The following is an 18,922-nucleotide window of genomic DNA, read 5'->3' as shown; positions in this document are numbered from 1 at the left end:
GGTCGCCATCCGGCAACGCTAACTCGGGTTTTGCAACAATCAGGCTTGGTGATTTATTCAGTTGCCAAACCCGCTTGAGTATTGAGATAATTTTCAGTCTGACTCTCGCAATATCTTATGAGGTTTCAGTTCATGTCCTGCTGCGCTGGGTGTCTGTGAAGCGGGTTTACCATTAACGAATAGTCTTAGTAGTACCGAAAAAATGGCAGAGAAACGCAATATCTTTCTGGTTGGGCCTATGGGTGCCGGAAAAAGCACTATTGGGCGCCAGTTAGCTCAACAACTCAATATGGAATTTTACGATTCTGATCAAGAGATTGAGAAACGAACCGGAGCTGATGTGGGCTGGGTCTTCGATGTTGAAGGTGAAGACGGCTTCCGTAATCGTGAAGAAAAAGTTATCAACGAATTGACGGAAAAACAGGGTATTGTGCTGGCAACCGGCGGTGGCTCTGTAAAATCGCGTGAAACGCGTAACCGTCTCTCCGCGCGTGGCGTCGTGGTCTACCTTGAAACGACCATCGAAAAACAACTGGCGCGCACGCAGCGTGATAAAAAACGCCCGCTGTTGCAGGTTGAAGCGCCGCCTCGCGAAGTTCTGGAAGCGCTGGCTAACGAACGCAATCCGCTGTACGAAGAGATTGCCGACGTCACCATTCGCACCGACGATCAAAGCGCTAAGGTTGTGGCAAACCAGATTATTCATATGCTGGAAAGCAACTAATTCAAGCAGAATACGCTGGGTAAGCGGGCACAAGTAACTAAGGTGGATGTCGCGTCATGGAGAGGATTACAGTCACTCTCGGGGAACGTAGTTACCCGATCACCATCGCGGCTGGTTTGTTTAACGAACCAGCTTCATTCTTGCCGCTGAAATCAGGCGATCAGGTCATGTTAGTGACCAACGAAACCCTGGCGCCGCTTTATCTGGACAAGGTTCGCGGCGTACTCGAACGGGCAGGCGTTAACGTAGACAGCGTGATTCTTCCTGACGGCGAGCAGTATAAGAGCCTGACGGTGCTGGATACGGTGTTTACGGCGTTACTGAAAAAACCGCATGGTCGTGATACCACGCTGGTCGCGCTTGGCGGCGGCGTGATTGGCGATCTCACCGGTTTTGCGGCGGCCAGCTACCAGCGAGGCGTACGTTTCATCCAGGTGCCAACTACCTTACTGTCGCAGGTTGATTCTTCCGTGGGCGGGAAAACCGCCGTCAACCATCCCCTTGGCAAAAACATGATTGGCGCGTTTTACCAACCCGCTTCTGTGGTTGTCGATCTTGATTGCCTGAAAACGCTTCCCGCACGCGAACTGGCATCGGGACTGGCAGAGGTGATCAAATACGGCATTATACTCGACGCAGACTTCTTCACCTGGCTTGAGGAGAATCTGGATGCGCTATTGCGTCTGGACGGCCCGGCGATGGCGTACTGTATTCGTCGTTGTTGCGAGCTGAAAGCCGAAGTTGTTGCCGCCGACGAGCGTGAAGCGGGCTTACGTGCTTTACTGAATCTTGGACATACCTTTGGCCACGCCATTGAAGCGGAAATGGGATATGGCAATTGGTTACATGGTGAAGCCGTTGCCGCAGGTATAGTGATGGCTGCGCGCGCATCCGAGCGTTTGGGGCAGTTTAGTTCTGCTGATACGCAGCGCATCATCGCTCTACTCGAACGGGCCGGGCTGCCAGTCAATGGCCCTTGCGAGATGTCCGCGCAGGACTATTTGCCGCACATGCTGCGAGATAAAAAAGTGTTAGCGGGGGAGCTGCGTTTAGTGCTTCCGCTGGCCATAGGGAAAAGTGAAGTGCGCGGCGGAGTGTCGCACGAAGTCGTTCTTAGCGCGATTGCTGACTGTCAGCAGGCGTAACAACAAGAAAGGTCAGACTGATATTGCGTAGCTGTCAGTCTTTTAGCTTCAGGTTATGTGCAATGTCGTAAGCATTAACCTTTGAGTGGGGTGTTAAATGGATGAATTCAAACCAGAAGACGAGCTGAAACCCGATCCCAGCGATCGTCGTACTGGTCGTTCTCGTCAATCTTCAGAACGCGATAATGAGCCGCAGATCAACTTTGATGACGTTGATCTGGATGCCGACGATCGCCGTCCGACGCGTACGCGTAAAGCACGTAGTGAAGAACCTGAAGTTGAAGAAGAGTACGAATCCGATGAAGACGATACGGTGGACGAAGAGCGTGTTGAACGCCGCCCACGTAAGCGTAAAAAAGCGGCCCATAAGCCAGCCTCTCGTCAGTACATGATGATGGGCGTTGGCGTACTGGTGCTGCTGCTGTTGATTATCGGTATCGGCTCCGCGCTGAAAGCCCCCTCAACGTCTTCCAGCGAGCCGTCGGCCTCTGGCGAAAAGAGTATCGATCTTTCCGGTAACGCCGCCGATCAGGCGAATGCGACCCAGCCTGCGCCGGGCGCCACCTCCGCAGAACAAACCGCGGGCAATACGTCGCAGGATATTTCGTTGCCGCCGATTTCTTCAACGCCGACGCAGGGACAGTCGCCTGTGGTCGCTGACGGTCAGCAGCGCGTGGAAGTGCAGGGCGATCTGAATAATGCGCTGACGCAGAATCCAGAGCAGATGAACAATGTTGCGGTGAACTCTACGTTGCCGACAGAGCCTGCAACCGTCGCGCCAGTTCGCAATGGCAGCACGACGCGTCAGGCGGCGGTTAGCGAACCTGCCGAGCGTCATACCACGCGTCCGGAACGTAAACAGGCCGTCATTGAACCTAAGAAACCGCAGACCACGGCGAAAACCACGACTGCGGAACCGAAGAAACCGGTCGCGCCAGTGAAACGCACGGAACCGGCAGCGCCAGCCGCGACGCCGAAAGCGACCACCACGACGGCTGCGCCGACAGCGACGGCAAGCGCTGCGCCGGTACAAACCGCGAAGCCAGCGCAAGCCTCCACGACGCCTGTCGCAGGCGGCGGGAAAAGCGCCGGCAACGTTGGCGCGTTAAAGAGCGCGCCATCCAGCCACTACACATTGCAGCTCAGTAGTTCTTCAAATTACGACAACCTGAACGGTTGGGCGAAGAAAGAGAACCTGAAAAATTATGTGGTATACGAGACGACGCGTAATGGACAACCGTGGTATGTGCTGGTAACGGGGATGTATGCTTCGAAAGAGGATGCTAAACGTGCGGTGTCCACCTTACCTGCCGATGTGCAGGCGAAAAACCCGTGGGCAAAACCGTTGCATCAGGTTCAGGCCGATCTGAAATAATCCAGGCTGTGTCCTGCAATTGCCTGTGAGTGTCGCTGACAGCTATTTTTGTTCAGGACAGGCGCGAGGGGCGCATTTGCTACCGTCAAATGCGCCGTAAAGCAACGCGGCACAGCCTAAAGCGCAGGATGCTGTCGGAGCTTTCTCCACAGCCGGAGAAGGTGTAATTAGTTAGTCAGCATGAAAAAAAATCGCGCTTTTTTGAAGTGGGCAGGGGGAAAATACCCTCTGCTTGATGATATCAAACGACATTTGCCAAAAGGCGAGTGCCTTGTCGAACCTTTTGTGGGTGCCGGATCGGTGTTTCTTAACACCGACTTTTCTCGTTATATCCTCGCCGATATCAACAGCGACCTTATTAGCCTCTATAACATCGTGAAGTTACGTACTGACGAGTACGTACAGGCTTCGCGCGAGCTGTTTATGCCTGAAACTAACCAGGCTGAGGTCTATTACCAACTCCGTGAGGAGTTCAACACCTGCCAGGACCCCTTTCGTCGGGCGGTACTGTTTTTATATCTGAACCGCTACGGTTATAACGGACTCTGTCGCTATAACTTGCGCGGGGAATTTAATGTACCGTTTGGTCGTTATAAAAGACCTTACTTCCCGGAAGCGGAGTTGTACCACTTTGCAGAAAAAGCGCAGAATGCGTTCTTTTACTGTGAGTCATACGCAGACAGTATGGCGCGTGCGGACAAGTCGTCGGTGGTCTATTGCGATCCGCCTTATGCGCCGTTGTCCGCCACGGCTAACTTCACAGCGTATCACACCAATAGTTTTAGCCTGACGCAACAAGCGCATCTGGCGGAAATCGCTGAGAATCTGGTCAGTAACCGGATACCGGTGCTCATTTCCAACCATGATACGGCGCTCACACGCGAGTGGTATCAACTCGCAAAATTGCATGTCGTCAAAGTTAGACGCAGTATAAGCAGCAACGGCGGCACACGTAAAAAGGTGGACGAACTGCTGGCTCTGTACCAACCAGGAGTCGCCACGCCTGCAAGAAAATAATTCTCAAGGAGAAGCGGATGAAACAGTATTTGATTGCCCCCTCAATTCTGTCGGCTGATTTTGCTCGCCTGGGTGAAGACACCGCCAAAGCGCTGGCTGCCGGTGCTGATGTTGTACACTTTGATGTCATGGATAATCACTATGTGCCGAACCTGACTATCGGCCCGATGGTGCTGAAATCCCTGCGTCAGTACGGTATTACCGCGCCTATTGATGTCCACCTGATGGTCAAGCCAGTCGACCGTATCGTGCCCGACTTTGCCGCCGCTGGCGCGAGCATCATTACCTTTCACCCGGAAGCCTCCGAACATGTTGACCGCACGCTACAGCTGATTAAAGAGCACGGCTGTAAAGCGGGGCTGGTATTCAACCCGGCAACGCCGCTCAGTTATCTCGATTACGTCATGGACAAACTGGATGTGATCCTGCTGATGTCCGTGAACCCAGGCTTCGGCGGCCAGTCTTTTATTCCGCAGACGCTGGATAAACTGCGCGAAGTGCGACGCCGCATTGATGCGTCCGGTTACGACATTCGCCTGGAAGTGGATGGCGGCGTGAAGGTGAACAATATCGGCGAGATCGCCGCAGCAGGCGCGGACATGTTTGTTGCGGGGTCGGCAATTTTCGATAAGCCCGACTACAAAAAAGTGATTGATGAAATGCGCAGTGAGCTGGCAAAGGTAAGTCATGGATAAGTTGCAGAATATTCGGGGCGTCGCCTTTGATCTTGACGGCACGCTGGTGGATAGCGCGCCGGGTCTTGCCGCGGCGGTGGATATGGCGCTGTATGCGCTGGAACTGCCGGTCGCGGGCGAGGAGCGCGTGATTACCTGGATTGGTAACGGCGCAGACGTATTGATGGAACGCGCGCTGACCTGGGCTCGCGAGGAGCGCGCCACGCTGCGTAAGACGATGGGGAAACCGCCCGTTGATGAAGATATTCCTGCCGAGGAACAGGTACGCATTCTGCGTAAATTGTTCGACAGGTATTATGGCGAAGTGGCGGAAGAAGGCACCTTTTTATTTCCGCATGTCGCCGACACGCTGGGCGCGCTGCACGCCAGCGGATTGTCATTAGGTTTGGTGACCAACAAACCGACGCCGTTCGTCGCGCCGTTGCTGGAATCGCTTGATATCGCCAAATACTTTAGTGTGGTTATCGGCGGCGATGATGTGCAAAATAAGAAGCCGCATCCGGAGCCGCTGTTGCTGGTGGCAAGCCGGCTGGGCATGATGCCGGAGCAGATGCTTTTTGTCGGCGATTCGCGTAATGATATTCAGGCTGCAAAAGCGGCGGGCTGCCCTTCGGTTGGCCTGACATACGGCTACAATTATGGCGAAGCGATCGCTCTTAGCGAGCCGGACGTCATTTATGACAGTTTTAACGATCTTTTGCCCGCACTTGGGCTTCCGCATAGCGATAACCAGGAAATAAAAAATGACTAAGCCCATCGTTTTTAGTGGCGCACAGCCCTCAGGTGAATTGACCATTGGCAACTATATGGGGGCATTGCGTCAGTGGGTAAACATGCAGGATGACTATCATTGCATCTACTGCATCGTAGACCAACATGCTATTACCGTGCGTCAGGACGCACAGCAGCTACGTAAAGCGACGCTGGATACGCTGGCGCTGTACCTGGCATGTGGTATTGATCCTGAAAAGAGCACTATTTTCGTTCAGTCCCATGTGCCGGAACATGCGCAGCTTGGCTGGGCGCTGAACTGCTATACCTATTTCGGCGAGCTGAGCCGTATGACGCAGTTTAAAGATAAATCTGCGCGCTATGCGGAAAACATTAACGCCGGCCTGTTTGATTACCCGGTGCTGATGGCGGCAGACATCCTGTTGTACCAAACCAATCTGGTGCCGGTAGGCGAAGATCAGAAGCAGCATCTGGAACTGAGCCGCGATATCGCCCAGCGTTTCAACGGGCTGTATGGCGATATTTTCAAAGTACCGGAACCGTTTATTCCAAAATCCGGCGCGCGCGTGATGTCGCTGCTGGAGCCGACAAAGAAAATGTCCAAATCGGACGATAACCGTAATAACGTGATCGGCCTGCTGGAAGATCCGAAATCGGTAGTGAAGAAAATCAAACGAGCGGTCACTGACTCCGACGAGCCGCCGGTAGTGCGTTATGATGTGAAAGAGAAAGCGGGTGTCTCTAACCTGCTGGATATTCTTTCCGCCGTGACCGGTCAGAGCATTCCTGAACTGGAAAAACAGTTTGAAGGTAAAATGTATGGCCATTTGAAAGGCGAAGTAGCGGAGGCGGTTTCCGGAATGCTGTCTGAGTTGCAGGAGCGCTATCACCGTTTCCGCAACGACGAAGCGTTTTTGCAGAAGGTGATGAAAGACGGGGCGGAAAAAGCCAGCGCACGTGCGGCCGAAACGCTGAAAGCCGTTTACGAAGCCATTGGCTTTGTGGCGAAACCGTAACGGTTATTGCTTGCCCGATGGCGCGAGCTTATCGGGCCTACAAACGAGCGTAAGTTGGACAAGGCATCTGCGCCGTACCGTTTATCAGACCTGTAAAAAAAACCGGGAAAATCCCGGTTTTTTTGTATCTGCGCAGTCGTTTCTATTATTGATCGGCAGCCGGGCCGCAACCACCAATAATTTTAGAAATAGAAATTGCAGGGTGCAGCAAATAATCGTAGCTGCAGTTGTTTTTTTTGTTTTCGATATGACCAGTACAGGCGGTGAGCGTCGCCAGAACCCCTGCCACAACGGCAATTTTTACAAATTTGAACATGTCAAAATCCTTGTTGATAAAACGAACAGTAATGGTGGAATAAATATAAGATCTATTTAGCGTATAGTACGATAGCAATTAATAAACTATGCAGGTAGTCCAAATAAGGACTTCATCTTTACCTGGAAATCTGATTTAAAAAAGGTCGCTTAATAATAAGCGGCCTGTATTAGTGTTATATAATGTCGTTTATTTAACGAAATGTTTTCTTAACGTTAAGCATAAAGCCTTTATCGCTGATACCGTCTTCCTTCCACTGGTACGCATCCAGATGTAGCGCAGTATCATTGCTGCTATATTTCACGCCGATGGTTGCCAGGCCATTAACGCCGCCGCCTTTTTGACCGTCATCTATGCCGAACGATTGACCCGTCGCACCCTGTAATGACGCTGTACGCTGGCTCTTGCTGTAGCTCAGGTTCGGGCCGCCTTCCAGGGTAGCGGTGGCGCTCCAACCGTCTTTCCTGGCGTAATCCAGCTTCAGGCCGACAAGAGAGTCTACCGCCGTTTCGTTGCCAGAGTTCATGGACAGGTTAAAATCTCCGGCGCTGCGCTCTTTGTAGCCATCTTCCATGGTGTGACGGAATTTCACCCCGGCATACGGCGTGACTTTCAGCGTATCACTCATCAGAGTGAAGGTTTTTGCCCCTTCGCTGCGGAACTCAAGGTACTGCTGACGTACGTCGGAATCCGCCACCTTGTTGGTGTCGCCATACGAGACGGAGCGACTGCTGTCCAGGTTATGCACGTCATAACGCAGGCTGTTATTCCACGCCAGACCTTCATCAAACGCCATGCTGTGCTTCAGGCCGAAGAACTGACTGTAGCCGCCGGTCAGGCCGTTATCGCCCGCGGTTTTCGAACCGTCGCCATCCAGACGCGCAATACCGTACTCCAGCGTCAGATTCTGGCTTGTGGTCAAATCCAGCTTCTGGCGCAGCGCCAGCATGTCGTACTGAGTGTCGTTGCCCAGTTCAGCGCGCGGGTCGCCTTTCGCCACTACGTTAAACGCCAGGCCGTCTTTAATCTGCTGGGCCGCGTCGGCCAGCATGTTAAAGCGGTTACTGAGGATACGCGCTTCGCGGAACACGGTGGTGGCCTGAGCGCCGCTGACCTGTTTCAGGGCGTTGTTCAGTTCGGCGGTGGTGCCAACGTTGAGGCTGGTATACAGCTCGTTGTTGGTATAACCGGCGTCGAGCGCACTCGCCACGCCGGAGACGCTGGCGTCGGTCGCCACATCGGCATAGGCGTTTTTGGTCATGGTGACGTCAACGTTGCCGTCGCTGTCCTGGCTTCCCTGTGCTTTCCACACCACGGTGGTGGACTGGATAGCGCCGGCGTCAGACAGGTTGCTGCCTTCGACCACGTTGTCGAAGCTGACGGTGGTGTCGGCGGTACCTGCGGCAAAGCCGGTGTTGATTTCCACGCCGTTCATGCTGGCGTTGCTGACCTTGAGCTTACCGGCGCTGCCGTCGGCGCTGGTGCCGACCACGTAGCCGGACAGGTTGTTGGTGGTGGATGAGCCTGCGCTGTCGCCGGTGGTCACGGTCGCCATGCCATCGTTAATGGTCGGTTCCGTTGGCGCAATGAAGTCAACATAATGCACTTCCGTACCGTCGCCGTTTTCACCGCTGCCTTCGATGGTTTTACCGCTCTGCTTGATAAAGCCGGAGCCGGTTACGCTGTCATCAATATAGACCGTACCGTTGTTGACGATATGGCCATTGCTGCCCAACTGGCTGAATGCATACGAATTACTGGCGTAGATATTGATGGTGCCGTTGTTTTCAATGACGGCGGAACTGCTGGCATTGGACTCAAGCTGCATTCCGATCATGCCAGTGTCGGTCGTACCCTTTGTTCCCAGGTTAATTTCCCCGTTATTCACCATTTTGGCGCTGCCGGAGGCTGACATGGCGACGACATTATTACCGGTTACGTTAATCACGCCATCGTTTTCTACCATTCCTCCCTTGGCGCTGGCGGTCTTGATGTTGCCATTGAATGTCCCGGCGTTATAGAAGGTAAAGGTACCGTTGGCGATATCCATCGTGCCGTTTACTTCGCCCCAGTTATTCAGCGTCCCTTTCCACATTTGTTCGGGTATGCTGACCACACCGCCGCTCAGGTTATTCACAGTTGCACCGCTGGCGACAGCCAGATCGTTCACTGTGCCATTATTATTGAATACGGTCGCGGCTTTAAAATTCACAACATCAATAACACCTGTATTGCTTACCGCCCCGGAGGTGTTTTGCAGTATCAGAGTGCCAATATATCCTTGGTTATCCAGCGAGCCTTTCCACATATCGATGTGATTGACAGAACCCGTGGCGCTGTTGATGGCGCTTGCGCCACCTCCCACGGTTAACGTGTCGCTAATGTCGCCACTGTTGGTTAACGTCCCGCCCTCTTCAACGTCAACAGAGGTAATTTTGCCGCGGTTATCAATTTTCCCTCCATTCTCCGCGACGACGAAGCTGGTAATTTCGCCACTGGCGCTGTTGGTGAGGTATCCACTGTCAGTGACGTTAACTTTCTCGGTTGCTACTGCGCCTTCATTACCCACATCACCGAGAATGAGTATATTGTTGTTTAATTTAATATTCTCTCCATAAGCGGAGAGAAGCCCATCGTTATAAGCGAAAGAAACCATCGGGTCCGTGGGATTATACTGACTACTGTTTTGGCAAGAGTCAGCAACACAGATTGTGCCGTAGTTAACGACAACGCTGCTGTCATCAGCATAAAATGGCTTGCCATAGCTGGCATCGATATTGATGGTGCCAGTGGTATCGTTGATGACGGTCCCGCCGTTGAGCGCCGCCATGCCGACCAGCTGGTTATCATCGGTTTTGGTGACGCCCTCATCGGCGGTGAGATTAATGGTGCCCTGGTTAATGGCGGTGCCGCCATTGAGCGCCATCATGCCGAACCCGGCGTTATTAACGTTAATGGTGCCGGTATTGGTGGCTGTGGCGTCGCCGTCACCGCCATCAGTTGAGCCTGCGACCATACCTGCACTGGTGAGATAGAGCGATGACGGATGCCAGTAGCTTGTGCTGGTAATATCACCTTCATCGTCCAGCGTCGGGACAAAACCATCCAGATAAATATCGCCTGCGTTTAGCGCCGCTCCTTTGATGGCGCTAACGCCATATACGCCTGCGCCCTGCAAATGGATGGCGGCGTCTTTATCATTGACAACATCGCCATATCCAGAGGCGAGCATTGCATAGAAGGTATGGTTGTACCATTTCAGCGGGAAAAAGGAAAAACCTTTATATTTTACAGGTTGCTGGTCAGATATGATGGTGATATCACCGCCAGATTGGTTATGAATTACTGAACCTGCGTCGTCGGCGCGGGCAACGGCAGTACGATCGTCGCCGCCGCCGTTACTGGTTGCGTAAACCAGGATCTCACCGCTGTTGCCGATAGTTGCGCCATTGTCGACGCGCATAATGGAATAGACGCCGTGGCTTGTGATATCGCCCTGGTTCGCAATTGATGAATTTTCTCCGTTAGCGACTAATAGCGCATTGTTAATGGAAGCGCTAACATCTATATAATTGACATTAATATCAATGATTGAATTGTCATCCAGAATCAGAGAACCGCCGTTGCTGACCTTGGCCAGTGTGACAGCGCCTCCTATCATGGTGGCTGTATCTATTGTGGACTGACCGCTTAGCGTAACTTCGCTGTCGCCGTTGAGATTGATGCCTGTGACGATGCTGACCGAGCCATCCGTATTCTGGCTATGGGTAATGCTAATACCGCCGCGGATATCTACGTTGTTACCCTCGCCCGTAACGTTCAGACCGATAACGCTCAACGCTTGTCCACTGATTGTCGACAGATCGCCGACGTTGATGTCAAATGTGCCATCAAGGGTGATATCGTTGTTGGCGCCGTTAACGGTGACGCCGGTTAGCGGGGTATCGCCGGCGATCAAAGAATTTTGCTCGAACTCAGCGCTCATATTCACGTTGCCAGCGATATTGACGGTGTTGCTGTCGCCGCTCACGTTTACGCCCGTCGCGCCGCGGAATACGCCATCGCTGTCCTGCACGGAAATAACGTTAATATCGCCATCCAGCGTAACCTGTGACGTATTGCCGCTCACCAGCGCGCCGGTGCCGTTGAGGCTGACGTTAATATTCCCTTTGTTGCGGAAGGCGTTTTGTTCGCCAGCGACCACAAAACCCACCGAGTCCTGATCGCGGACGGTGGCGTTACCGGTATTTTTTGCTTCATTTCCGGTGCCGTAGGTGATGATACCCATCGCGCCGTCGGTGACCAGCAGATCGCCCGCCTGGGTCAGACTGCCGTTGTCGCCATTGATAACTACAGCGGCAGAGCCTGCGCCATCCACTGCGATATCGCCGGTATTGGCGATACGGGCCTTACTGCCGTCAATTCGCGTACCGGTCGCGCCGCCGGAGATGGTCTGATCGCCTTCATTGATAATGAGCGTGTTATCGCCATCGACATACAACGCAGCGGACCCCGCGCCGCTGACGGTGGTGTCCCCGACATTATCGATAACCGCGTTGTCGCCGATAATATGGCCGCCGGTGGCGCCGTCGGTGATGGTCATATCGCCGTCGTTGCTGACGCGCGCGTTATTGCCGTCAATGGTGGTGCCGGTGGAACCTGCGCCGCTGATACTGGAGGTACCAGTATTCTGAACCGTGGCGTTGTCGCCGTCGATGATGATGGCGGTGCCGCCGCCGCTCACGGTAATGTCGCCGGAGAAATCGGTGGTGGTATTATTACCGGAAATCAGCGCGCCGATGGCGTTGTCTACCGTTGAATGGCCCGAAATGGTGTTGGTGGTGCCGTCGCCGGAGATCACCATGCCGGTGGCGCCGTCGGTCACACTGGAGTCCCCGGTGAGCGTGTTGACGGTTCGATCGCCGGAAATAATCACGCCGGTGCGATCCTGGCCGCTGATATCCATGCCGCGATCGGAGGTATGCGATTCGCCGTCGCCGGTGATAACCGTGGTGTTATCGTCGGCAATAATCAGATAGCCCCGGCTGTCGTACTTCCAGTAGAGACCGTTTTCCTGGGTGCCTTCAATCACGGCGGCATTGGCGTCAGTCACGTCCCAGCCGGTGACGTTCAGCGTTTTGCCGTCTTCGGTGGTCAACTGCCACTGGTCATCCTGTTCTGAATAATTCCACACGGCGCCCTCGAGAACGCTGCCGTTATCCAGTTTGAAGCTATCGAAGGCCAGGGTGTCTTTGCCTTTATCGATGGTGACGCCGTTGCTGAAGGTAGTAACAGAATTATCTGTGGGCGTGTCGTCGTCATCGCCGCTATCGTCAGGCGGGGTTACATCGTCATCGCCGCTATCGTCAGGCGGGGTTACATCATCATCGCCGCTATCGTCGGGCGGGGTCACATCGTCATCGCCGCTATCATCGGGCGGGGTCACATCATCATCGCCGCTATCGTCAGGCGGGGTCACATCGTCATCGCCGCTATCGTCAGGCGGGGTCACATCGTCATCGCCGCTATCGTCAGGCGGGGTCACATCGTCATCGCCGCTATCGTCAGGCGGGGTCACATCGTCATCGCCGCTATCATCAGGCGGGGTTACATCGTCATCGCCGCTATCATCAGGCGGGGTCACATCGTCATCGCCGCCATCGTCGGGCGGAGTGACGTTGCCGCCATTATCGGGCGGAGTGACGTCGCCGCCATTATCGGGCGTAGGGGGGGTATAAGAATGAGTGGAATCTCCGCCACCGTTATTTTCAACGCCAATAGCCACACCTGCGACCAGCGCAGCAACGCCGCCAGCAACCCAGCCCCAGTGATTATCATTTTCAGGTAATGTAGCAAGGCAGGTCGGTGAGAGTTTTGCGCGTTTTTCTTTAGGCAGGGAGGAGATATTACTGGGACATTCTTTTTCATCATCGTTATTTTCTGCGGCGATGGCCGGAATGTAATAACTTTGTAGCGTTAAAGCGATCGCGATAGAAATAAGTTTTTTCTTTTGCATAGGGTTCATCCTTAATTAATATTTTCCTTGCGTGCATAAACATATGGAAATAGCGATACAGGCAATGATGAAATAGCCAGAAGAAAATTATGCTTTAGTGTTTATTTTATCACCCGATAACCAGGTCAGGTCAAATTGAGTGCTTAACGGTGTTATTTATTAGGTGAATGAATGATGGGGGAATTTGACGAATAAAAGGGTTTTTACGCAATATTATTAATATTTAAATTCACGTGATGTATTTAAAATGGATTGCTTAATTTAATTTTAAGTAAAAATAATTTGGGGTTACGAGTAGTTGTAAAATAAAGCCCTGAATAACAGGGCCTTATTTTAATTAATGATTAGAGAACCAATTTAATTTATCGCGTAAACCAACGACCCGGCCAACGATAATCAGCGCCGGGCTTTCAACCTGTTGCGCTAATTCCCCGAGCTGCGTCAGCACACCGTGGACGACGCGTTGCTTCACGGAGGTGCCGTTTTCTACCAGCGCAACCGGCATATCGGCCTGCATACCGAATGCGATCAGTTTTTCCTGGATAGTTGCTGCCTGATTAAGCCCCATGTAGAACACCAGCGTCTGTTTTTCTGCCGCCAGGTTTTCCCAGTCCAGCTCGCCGCCGGTTTTCAGATGACCCGTGACCAGACGTACGCTCTGGGCGTAATCGCGATGGGTTAGCGGAATACCGGAGTAGGCGGAGCAGCCGGAAGCCGCGGTAATCCCCGGCACGACCGAGAAAGGAATACCGGCATGGCACAGCGTTTCCAGCTCTTCGCCGCCGCGACCAAAGATAAAGGGATCGCCGCCTTTCAGGCGTACCACGCGTTTACCTTTTTGCGCTTCACGCAGCAGGATCTGGTTGATTTCCTCCTGTGGGACGCAGTGGTAACCCGCGCGTTTCCCCACAAAGACCCGATCGGCATCGCGGCGTACCAGGTTCATAATGTCGTCGGAGACGAGGCGATCGTAAACCACGATATCCGCCTGTTGGATTTGTTGTAACCCTTTCAGCGTCAGCAGTCCGGCATCGCCCGGCCCGGCACCAACCAGCACGACTTCGCCACGGTGATCTAGCGGTTCGCTAAACAGGTGCTCGGTTGTCGCGTTAACCGCTTTCTCATCGGCATTCGCCAGCGACTGCGCCAGTCGGTCATTGACGAAAAATTTTTCCCAGAAGCGACGACGTTCGCCCATCGTGGCAAACTGCTTTTTCACTCGGGCGCGGAGTTGCCCGGCGTAGCGCGCGACCTGCCCCAGATGCTGCGGCAGCAGCGACTCCAGTTTCTCGCGCAGCAGACGCGCCAGCACCGGGGAAGTGCCGCCCGAGGAGACGGCGACCATCAGCGGCGAGCGGTCAATAATGGAGGGCATGATAAAGCTGGCGGCTTTCGGCGCATCCACCACGTTGCAGAAGATGCGGCGTGACTCCGCCGCTTCGCTGACGCGCTGGTTGACGGTATCGTCGTCGGTGGCCGCGATCGCCAGCCAACACGAGTCGAGAAGCGTTTCGTCGAACGGTCCCTCAACCAGAGTCAACATGCCTTCATTTGCCCATACGGTGAACTGTGGAATAAAGGTGAGCGCATTGACCGTTAAACGTGCGCCTGCTTCCAGCAATAACCGTGCTTTGCGTTCTGCGACATCGCCACCGCCGACGATCAGACAGTCGCGGTTGCGTAATTGACAAAATATAGGCAAATGGTCCACGACATTACCCCTTAATTATTGGCAGCAGCCTCTGGCTGATTGATTTTTGCCGGAGCCGGACGCTCCGATTTCGGCGTAGCATACCAATAACCCAATCCCATGAACACGACGCCGGACAAAGTATTACCCAGAGTGACCCACAACAGATTGTGTCCGATTCCGGACAGGGTATAAGCGTCGCTGTGATGACCAAACCAGGAGAGGGCAAACAGCGTCATATTCGCGACGGAGTGCTCGTAGCCGGAAGCGATAAACGCCAGCAGGCACCACCAGATAGCAAGAAATTTCGCCGTGCCTTCGGTGCGGATCGCCATCCAGATTGCCAGACAAACCAGCCAGTTACACAGCGCGCCTTTGAAGAACAGTACCGTGGCGGGCGCGGTGGTTTTCGCCAGCGCGACTGAGTGAACGATGCTGGTATCGACCGGCAACAAACTGCCGCCGCCCCAGCTGTAAAGCAGGGCGACAAAGACGGAGCCGACCAGGTTGCCAAGCCAGGTTTGCGGCAGGATAGCCCACATTTGACCGTGGCTGATGGTGCCAGCTTTGACGCCCAGCGTCAGGAACATGGTGTGGCCGGTAAACAGTTCGGAACCGGCGATGATGACCAGCGTTAAGGCGATACCAAAGGTCGCTCCCATTACCAAAGGACGCACGGACGGGTCGAGCAGATTGCCGAGGGTGAAAATAAGAATGATGCCGAGACCGACATAAGCCCCGGCCATTGCCGAACTGACCCAGAAGCCGAGCGGATTATTCGCCGACAGGCGTGCAATGCGCGCAGCGTTAGCCGCACACTTATTGATAGTGTCTGTAAACATTTGATTATCCTTTTCTCACTTCATCCTTTGCACTGCCTCTTTGTTGGCTGCTCTCGCTCACCCCAGTCACATAGTGAACTATACTCCTGGGGATTAATGAGGGACATCCTTGTCCCTCACCGAAGGCAGCCAGCGGCTGTTCAAATTCGTTCCTGACGAATTTGTTGCTCAGTTGCCGCCGCGATGCAGTACAAATGATTTTGTGATAACAATTAAAATGAAAAAAAATACAAAAAAGGGGAGGCGTTGCGCCTCCCAAAAATAATTAACCGCGCAACTGCACCACGCCGTCTTTTACCCGCGCGTCGTAATGTTTCACAGAAAACTGTTCGTCTTCCATGCACAGCCCGTCGCTTAAACGAAAGCGCTGCTTTTTCAGCGGGCTGGCGACCCACAGTTCGCCCTGGTGTTCCGCAATCAGTCCACGAGACAGCACGCTGGCTTCAAAGAACGGGTCGATGTTGCTGATCGCGAATACCTGATCGCTATGGTAAGGACGGAAAATCGCCACCTGCTCGCCGCCTGACAGCGCGCAGACGCCGGTTCCCGGCAGAATGTCATCGATTTTGCAGATGTTTTGCCACTGGCTCATGCGTTTTCCTCCACCAGAGTGACCGGGATACGTTCATACGGCGTGGCCGGACGATGCTGTTCGCGTTCCGGCACAACCTGAACATTTGGGTCGCGCTTGTCGCTGTTGATAAAGTGTTTGAAACGAACCTGCGCCGCTGGCGTGTTGACGGTCTCCGTCCACTCGCAGACCACCGCTGCGCGCAGGCGCGCCATCTCTTCTTCCAGATGTTCGTTCAGGCCCAGCTTGTCGTCGATGATGACCGATTTCAGATAGTCGATGCCGCCTTCCAGGTTGTCTAACCACGGCGCGGTACGGGTCAGTTTGTCGGCGGTACGGATGTAGAACATCATAAAGCGGTCGAGATACTTGAGCAGCGTGTCGCGATCGAGATCGGCTGCCAGCAGATCCGCATGACGAGGTTTCATGCCGCCGTTACCGCAAACGTACAGGTTCCAGCCTTTCTCAGTGGCGATGATACCCACATCTTTACCCTGCGCTTCCGCACATTCACGGGTACAGCCGGAGACGCCGAACTTCATCTTGTGCGGGGTACGAATACCTTTGTAGCGGTTTTCCAGCTCCACGCCGAAACCGACGCTGTCGCCCACGCCGTAGCGGCACCAGGTGCTGCCAACGCAGGTTTTCGCCATCCGCAGCGCTTTGGCGTACGCGTGACCGGTTTCGAAGCCCGCTTCAATCAGTTGACGCCAGATTTCCGGCAGATCGTCTTTTTGCGCGCCAAACAGACCGATACGCTGAGAACCGGTAATTTTGGTATAGAGGTTAAACTCGCGGGCGATACGACCCACGGCCACCAGACCTTCCGGGGTGATTTCACCGCCAGCGGAGCGCGGGATCACCGAGTAGGTGCCGTCTTTCTGGATATTCGCCAGGAAGTTATCGTTAGTATCCTGTAGCGGCGTGTGCTGCGGTTTGAGGATGTATTCGTTCCAGCACGACGCCAGCAGCGAACCGACGGTCGGCTTACACACTTCGCAGCCGTAGCCTTTACCGTGTTTCGCCAGCAGTTCTTCAAAGGTTTTAATGCCTTCCACGCGTATTAAGTGGAACAGTTCCTGACGAGAATAAGCAAAGTGCTCGCACAGGTTGTTGTTGACTTCAATACCCTGTTTCGCCAGTTCGGTGTTCAGTACCTGCGTCACCAGCGGGATGCAGCCGCCGCAGCCGGTTCCGGCTTTGGTTTCCGCTTTCAGCGCCGCCACGGTATGACAGCCTTTATTGATAGCGGCGATCAGATCGCCTTTAGTCACATCGAAGCAGGAGCAGATCTGCGCGCTGTCCGGCAGTTTATCCACGCCGATAGAGGGTTTACCACTGCCCGCGTGCGACGGCAGGATCAGCGAATCCGGGTTTTCCGGCAGTTCGATGGCGTTCAGTACCAGTTGCAGCAAATTGCCGTAATCGCTGGTGTCGCCGACCAGTACTGCGCCGAGCAGCGTTTTGTTATCTTCGCTGACAATAAGACGTTTGTAGACTTCTTTGCTTTCATCGAGGTAAACGTAGCTACGCGCGCCCGGCGTGCGGCCATGCGCGTCGCCGATGCCGCCGACGTCCACGCCCAGCAGCTTCAGCTTGGCGCTGAGATCCGCCCCTTCAAAGGCGTTTTCACTGCCGAGGATATGGTCAACGGCGACCTGGGCCATTTTATAGCCTGGTGCGACCAGACCGTAAACGCGGTTGTTCCAACTGGCGCACTCGCCGATAGCGTAGATATCCGGGTCGGACGTCTGGCAGGTGTCGTTAATCACGATCCCGCCGCGCTGCGCGACGGCCAGACCGCACTGGGTAGCCAGCTTGTCGCGTGGGCGAATACCGGTAGAGAAGACGATAAAATCGACTTCCAGCTCGCTGCCGTCGGCAAAACGCATAGTCTTACGCGCTTCGTTACCCTGCTGAACAATCTCTTGCGTGTTTTTACTGGTGTGTACACGCACGCCCATGCTTTCGATCTTGCGACGTAGCTGCTCGCCGCCCATCTGATCGAGCTGTTCCGCCATCAGCATTGGCGCAAATTCAATGACGTGCGTTTCCACTCCGAGGTTTTTCAGCGCGCCAGCGGCTTCCAGCCCCAGCAGACCGCCGCCGACCACCGCCCCGCGCTTGCTGCGACGGGCGCAGGCTTCGATAGCGTTGAGGTCTTCAATGGTACGGTAAACGAAGCAATCCTGGGTTTCGGAGCCTTTAATCGGCGGAATCCACGGATATGAACCGGTCGCCATGATCAGCTTGTCATAATAAACGGTACGACCCGCGCTGGAGTGAATCACTTTCTCCTGACGGTTAATGGTAATTGCGCGTTCGCCAACCAGTACCTTCACGCCGTGCTTCTCGTAAAATCCTTCACGCACCAGAGAGAGCTCTTCCGCGGTGTGGTGAGAGAAGTAGGATGATAAGTGGACACGGTCATAGGCTTTACGGGGTTCTTCACAGAACACGGTAATGTCGAACAGGCTAGCGTCGGATTTATCAAGGAGATCCTCAATAAAGCGGTGGCCGACCATACCATTACCGATAATAGCGAGTCTGACTTTGCTCATTTTTGCCTCGATTTCTTTTCTATTACCGCCTACCTTAACGATTCAGCAACCCCGCTTATTGATGTAAATCAAATTCACCTTTATATACCTCTTAATGGGTATATGGCTGATTTGTCTGGATTTTTATAAGTGGCGGAATTGTCAGGTTTTTCAGGTTTGTACAAATAACATACAAAATGAGGGGTTTTTAGACCAACAGGCCTACCTCGTCAGGAGGGAGGA

The 18,922-nt window shown here is 53.8% G+C and carries 13 protein-coding genes; 7 read left to right on the top strand and 6 right to left on the bottom strand.

Annotation, left to right across the window (positions count from 1 at the left end; translation table 11 throughout):
• The first annotated feature begins 202 nt into the window (after positions 1–202).
• The 7 genes from aroK (at position 203) to trpS (ending at position 6,704) form a co-directional block, all read left to right on the top strand.
• Positions 203–724 (top strand): shikimate kinase AroK, encoded by a 522-nt coding sequence (gene aroK / locus J4614_RS15250; RefSeq protein WP_000818621.1) that lies wholly within the window; start codon positions 203–205, stop codon positions 722–724.
• Positions 725–780: 56 nt separating this feature from the next.
• On the top strand, positions 781–1,869 hold the full coding sequence (gene aroB / locus J4614_RS15245) for a 3-dehydroquinate synthase (protein ID WP_000439821.1): 1,089 nt from the start codon (positions 781–783) through the stop codon (positions 1,867–1,869).
• Positions 1,870–1,966: 97 nt separating this feature from the next.
• Complete coding sequence (gene damX / locus J4614_RS15240) at positions 1,967–3,244, top strand: cell division protein DamX (protein ID WP_000343142.1); 1,278 nt, start codon at positions 1,967–1,969, stop codon at positions 3,242–3,244.
• Between the two features lie 180 nt (positions 3,245–3,424).
• On the top strand, positions 3,425–4,261 hold the full coding sequence (gene dam, locus J4614_RS15235; protein WP_000742132.1) for an adenine-specific DNA-methyltransferase: 837 nt from the start codon (positions 3,425–3,427) through the stop codon (positions 4,259–4,261).
• A 17-nt stretch (positions 4,262–4,278) separates the two neighbouring features.
• Positions 4,279–4,956: a ribulose-phosphate 3-epimerase gene (gene rpe, locus J4614_RS15230; RefSeq protein ID WP_000816283.1), complete on the top strand. Its 678-nt coding sequence runs from the start codon at positions 4,279–4,281 to the stop codon at positions 4,954–4,956.
• Positions 4,949–5,707 (top strand): phosphoglycolate phosphatase, encoded by a 759-nt coding sequence (gene gph / locus J4614_RS15225; RefSeq protein ID WP_000359652.1) that lies wholly within the window; start codon positions 4,949–4,951, stop codon positions 5,705–5,707. Before rpe ends, gph begins: the two co-directional genes overlap by 8 nt.
• On the top strand, positions 5,700–6,704 hold the full coding sequence (trpS, locus tag J4614_RS15220) for a tryptophan--tRNA ligase (RefSeq protein WP_000165562.1): 1,005 nt from the start codon (positions 5,700–5,702) through the stop codon (positions 6,702–6,704). Before gph ends, trpS begins: the two co-directional genes overlap by 8 nt.
• Before the next feature lie 145 nt (positions 6,705–6,849).
• On the opposite strand, the gene J4614_RS15215 is transcribed toward trpS, so the two are convergent.
• The 6 genes from J4614_RS15215 to nirB form a co-directional block, all read right to left on the bottom strand.
• Positions 6,850–7,020, bottom strand: a complete 171-nt coding sequence (locus J4614_RS15215; protein ID WP_000472323.1) for a YhfL family protein — start codon at positions 7,018–7,020, stop codon at positions 6,850–6,852.
• A 193-nt stretch (positions 7,021–7,213) separates the two neighbouring features.
• On the bottom strand, positions 7,214–13,036 hold the full coding sequence (locus tag J4614_RS15210; protein WP_208293227.1) for an autotransporter adhesin BigA: 5,823 nt from the start codon (positions 13,034–13,036) through the stop codon (positions 7,214–7,216).
• Positions 13,037–13,373: 337 nt separating this feature from the next.
• Complete coding sequence (gene cysG, locus J4614_RS15205) at positions 13,374–14,747, bottom strand: siroheme synthase CysG (protein WP_183070405.1); 1,374 nt, start codon at positions 14,745–14,747, stop codon at positions 13,374–13,376.
• A gap of 11 nt (positions 14,748–14,758) precedes the next feature.
• Complete coding sequence (gene nirC, locus J4614_RS15200; RefSeq protein WP_000493571.1) at positions 14,759–15,568, bottom strand: nitrite transporter NirC; 810 nt, start codon at positions 15,566–15,568, stop codon at positions 14,759–14,761.
• A gap of 265 nt (positions 15,569–15,833) precedes the next feature.
• Entirely contained in the window at positions 15,834–16,160 is a 327-nt protein-coding gene (gene nirD / locus J4614_RS15195) for a nitrite reductase small subunit NirD (RefSeq protein ID WP_000084814.1), read from the bottom strand.
• Positions 16,157–18,700, bottom strand: coding sequence for an NADPH-nitrite reductase large subunit (gene nirB / locus J4614_RS15190; protein ID WP_000049257.1), 2,544 nt, complete (start codon positions 18,698–18,700; stop codon positions 16,157–16,159). Before nirB ends, nirD begins: the two co-directional genes overlap by 4 nt.
• Positions 18,701–18,922 lie beyond the last annotated feature (222 nt).

This window comes from Salmonella sp. 32031103-2018-00083-FB-01-SM-01 (genome assembly GCF_017571995.1).
In the GTDB taxonomy this organism is placed as follows: Bacteria; Pseudomonadota; Gammaproteobacteria; order Enterobacterales; family Enterobacteriaceae; genus Salmonella; species Salmonella enterica.
This window is presented reverse-complemented; position numbering and strand designations above follow the sequence as displayed.